This window comes from Solemya elarraichensis gill symbiont (assembly GCF_002021095.1).
Taxonomy (GTDB): domain Bacteria; phylum Pseudomonadota; class Gammaproteobacteria; order Chromatiales; family Chromatiaceae.
The window spans coordinates 1-2893 of the sequence record NZ_MPRK01000212.1 but is presented as its reverse complement, the minus strand read 5'-3'; the positions used below and the strand labels follow the sequence as shown (position 1 = coordinate 2893).

The 2893-nt window shown below is 47.7% G+C and carries 4 protein-coding genes; all 4 read left to right on the top strand.

Features of this window, described 5'->3' with window-relative positions; translation table 11 throughout:
* The coding region (locus tag BOW51_RS09160; RefSeq protein ID WP_135568204.1) for a 4Fe-4S dicluster domain-containing protein at positions 1–597 on the top strand (597 nt) is incomplete at its 5' end.
* 2 nt (positions 598–599) lie between these two features.
* Positions 600–1499: a quinol dehydrogenase ferredoxin subunit NapH gene (napH, locus tag BOW51_RS09155; RefSeq protein WP_078477457.1), complete on the top strand. Its 900-nt coding sequence runs from the start codon at positions 600–602 to the stop codon at positions 1497–1499.
* Between the two features lie 55 nt (positions 1500–1554).
* Complete coding sequence (locus BOW51_RS09150; RefSeq protein WP_078477456.1) at positions 1555–1983, top strand: nitrate reductase cytochrome c-type subunit; 429 nt, start codon at positions 1555–1557, stop codon at positions 1981–1983.
* 113 nt (positions 1984–2096) lie between these two features.
* Positions 2097–2714 (top strand): NapC/NirT family cytochrome c, encoded by a 618-nt coding sequence (locus tag BOW51_RS09145; RefSeq protein WP_078477455.1) that lies wholly within the window; start codon positions 2097–2099, stop codon positions 2712–2714.
* Positions 2715–2893 lie beyond the last annotated feature (179 nt).

The window sequence follows — 2893 nt, the reverse complement described above, 5'->3', positions numbered from 1 at the left end:
GGTGGTGATGTGCCTATGGGCACACCATACTTTTATGCCCGTGAAGCCGGTTGTGAAATGTGTGAAGACATCCCGTGTGTACCTGTTTGTCCAACCGGTGCACTGGATCATGACCTGACTGATATCAACGAATCCCGCATGGGTCTGGCAGTGGTTTCCGACGAGGAAACCTGTATCGCCTTCCTGGGTCTTCGTTGCGAGGTTTGTTTCAACATCTGTCCTGTCCGGGGCGAAGCGATAATGCTGGAGAAAAAGCACAACGTGCGCACCGGCAAACATAGTTTGTTCATTCCGACGATACATTCCGATGCCTGTACTGGCTGCGGCAAGTGCGAAGAAGCCTGCATTCTGGATGAAGCAGCGATTCGTGTTTTACCTAACCACCTGGTACAGGGCAAGTTACAGGACCACTACCGTAAAGGTGGGGAAGAGAAAGCCAATGCCGGACAGTCACTGGTTACACCTGATGTCGAACACCGCTATAACCTGCCGGAAGGTGTGCGTTATGAGCATGGTGGTGAGGGCTTGATCATGGATGGTGATGATTCATCAAATGCTGATGCAATCAACATTCTCAACCGTGGTTTTGGAGATTGATGATGGCTAAACCTTTCAGTGAAATCGGAAAAGATGCCATTCAATCCAAAGGCTGGTTAGCTGCTCATAAATGGCTGATTTTGAGAAGAGTCAGCCAGGTTGGCGTACTGGCCTTGTTCCTGCTCGGACCATTGACAGGAATCTGGATTATCAAGGGCAATCTCTCTTCCAGCCTGCTGTTTGACACCGTGCCAATGACAGAACCGGTGGTTTTTTTGCAGGTGCTTGCTACAGGGCTGGTTCCTGCTACGGATGCCATTATCGGTGTTGCCATTGTTGCAGGTTTCTATTTTCTGGTTGGTGGCCGGGTGTTCTGCTCATGGGTTTGCCCCGTGAACATGATCACAGATGCCGCTTTCTGGTTAAGGGAGCGTCTTGGTATTCGTGGAGGTGCACGTTTCAGCAGAAACCTGCGTTACTGGATGCTGGCAATGGTATTGCTGCTCAGTGCCATAACAGGAAGCATGGCTTATGAAATGTTCAACCCGGTATCGATTCTTCATCGAGGAATAATATTCGGTGTTGGCATGGCCTGGTCAGTCGTTGTTGCGATTTTCCTGTTTGATTTGCTGGTAGCAAAACGTGGCTGGTGTACTCACCTGTGTCCCATGGGCGGTTTGTATAGTTTGATTGGCCAATACAGCCCGGTAAGAATCCGTGCAGATAAACGCGATGCCTGCAATGACTGCATGGACTGCTTTATTGTCTGCCCGGAACCACAGGTTATCAAGCCTGCACTAAAGGGCGCGAGCAAAGGCTTAAGCCCGGTCATCCTGGCCAGTGAGTGTACAAACTGCGGCCGTTGTATCGATGTATGTTCAGAAGATGTTTTCAGCTTTGGAACGCGCTTTAAGAAATTTGAAAAACTCGGAAGTGAAATAGGTTCTGCACAGAAAGTTTAATGCCTGTGCATTTATTAATGATTTACTACTGATCCATCAGATAGTGGGGTTTAACATGAAAAAAATAGTTATGACGTTTATCACCGGTCTGGCCCTGGTCACGGCATCTATGTCAACCATGGCCGAAATCCAGTCTTTACGTGGTGCACATGCACTTGACGCGGACTCCGAAATGTTTGAGAAGCGTAAGCAGATCAAGCAGAAAGACGGCTTTGAACGCAGCTACAAGATCCAGCCGCCAATGATTCCACATGCAACGGACAAGGACAGGATCACTCTTAAAAACAATAGCTGCATGAAATGTCACAGCGAAAAGAATCACGAGAAAGAGAAAGCTCCAAGAATTGGAGACAGTCATTACATCGATCGTGACGGCAACACGTTGAGCGAGCTCTCTTCTCGCCGTTACTTCTGCAACCAGTGCCATGCAACACAGGTCGATGCAGAACAGCTGGTTGAAAATGACTTTGTTGGCGCTAAATGATTTAAGCGCTTCTGCCTGTTACAACAAGGGAGGCGAAACTCTCGCCTCCCTTTTTTGGGCTTATGCACACTATTTCAGTGCATGGTTAAATACTAAAATCGGGAAATGTAACGATGAGTAAATTGAAAAAATGGTGCTCCTCAATGGTGTTTGTTGGCATAGGAGTAGGTGTTCTTCTCTGGGGTGGCTTTCACTGGTCTCTGGAACTGACGAATACAGAAGAATTCTGTATTTCGTGCCATGAGATGGAATCAACAGTTTACCAGGAGTTGCAGGAAACCATACACTGGTCCAATCGTACGGGTGTTCGTGCAACCTGTCCTGACTGCCATGTACCGAAAGAGTGGATACACAAGGTCTACCGTAAAATTCGTGCTTCCAACGAACTCTATCACAAGTTCCTGGGTACGATTGACACGCCTGAAAAATTTGAGGACTACCGCCTGACCATGGCCATGAATGAGTGGAAACGTATGAAGTCGACTAACTCACGTGAATGTCGCAACTGCCACGATTTTGCTTCAATGGACCTGGACAAGCAAGATGAGCGTAGTGCTGAGCGCCATGATCCTCACGTCTGGGAAGTAGAAGATGGTAAAGATCCTTCTTTGACCTGTATTGACTGTCATAAAGGTATTGCTCACTCTTTACCAGAAGGCTGGGAAGAGGCTGTTGATAACGATCCTGTACTTTCATCCGGACTGGATGCAATTGAGAAAACTGAGGAATAGGAAGTGCCTGGGGTAGTTGAAATAGACTACCCCGGGAACTAGTGCTCGCGTAATTTCTCTTCCAGTTTTTTGATCCCAATGTGCCGGAGTCTACAAGTCGACTTCAATCCTGGATAGTGACAGAACTATTCGAACATCCCCATAACAACACGCGAGATCTGGTTGTAGATATCGATCCC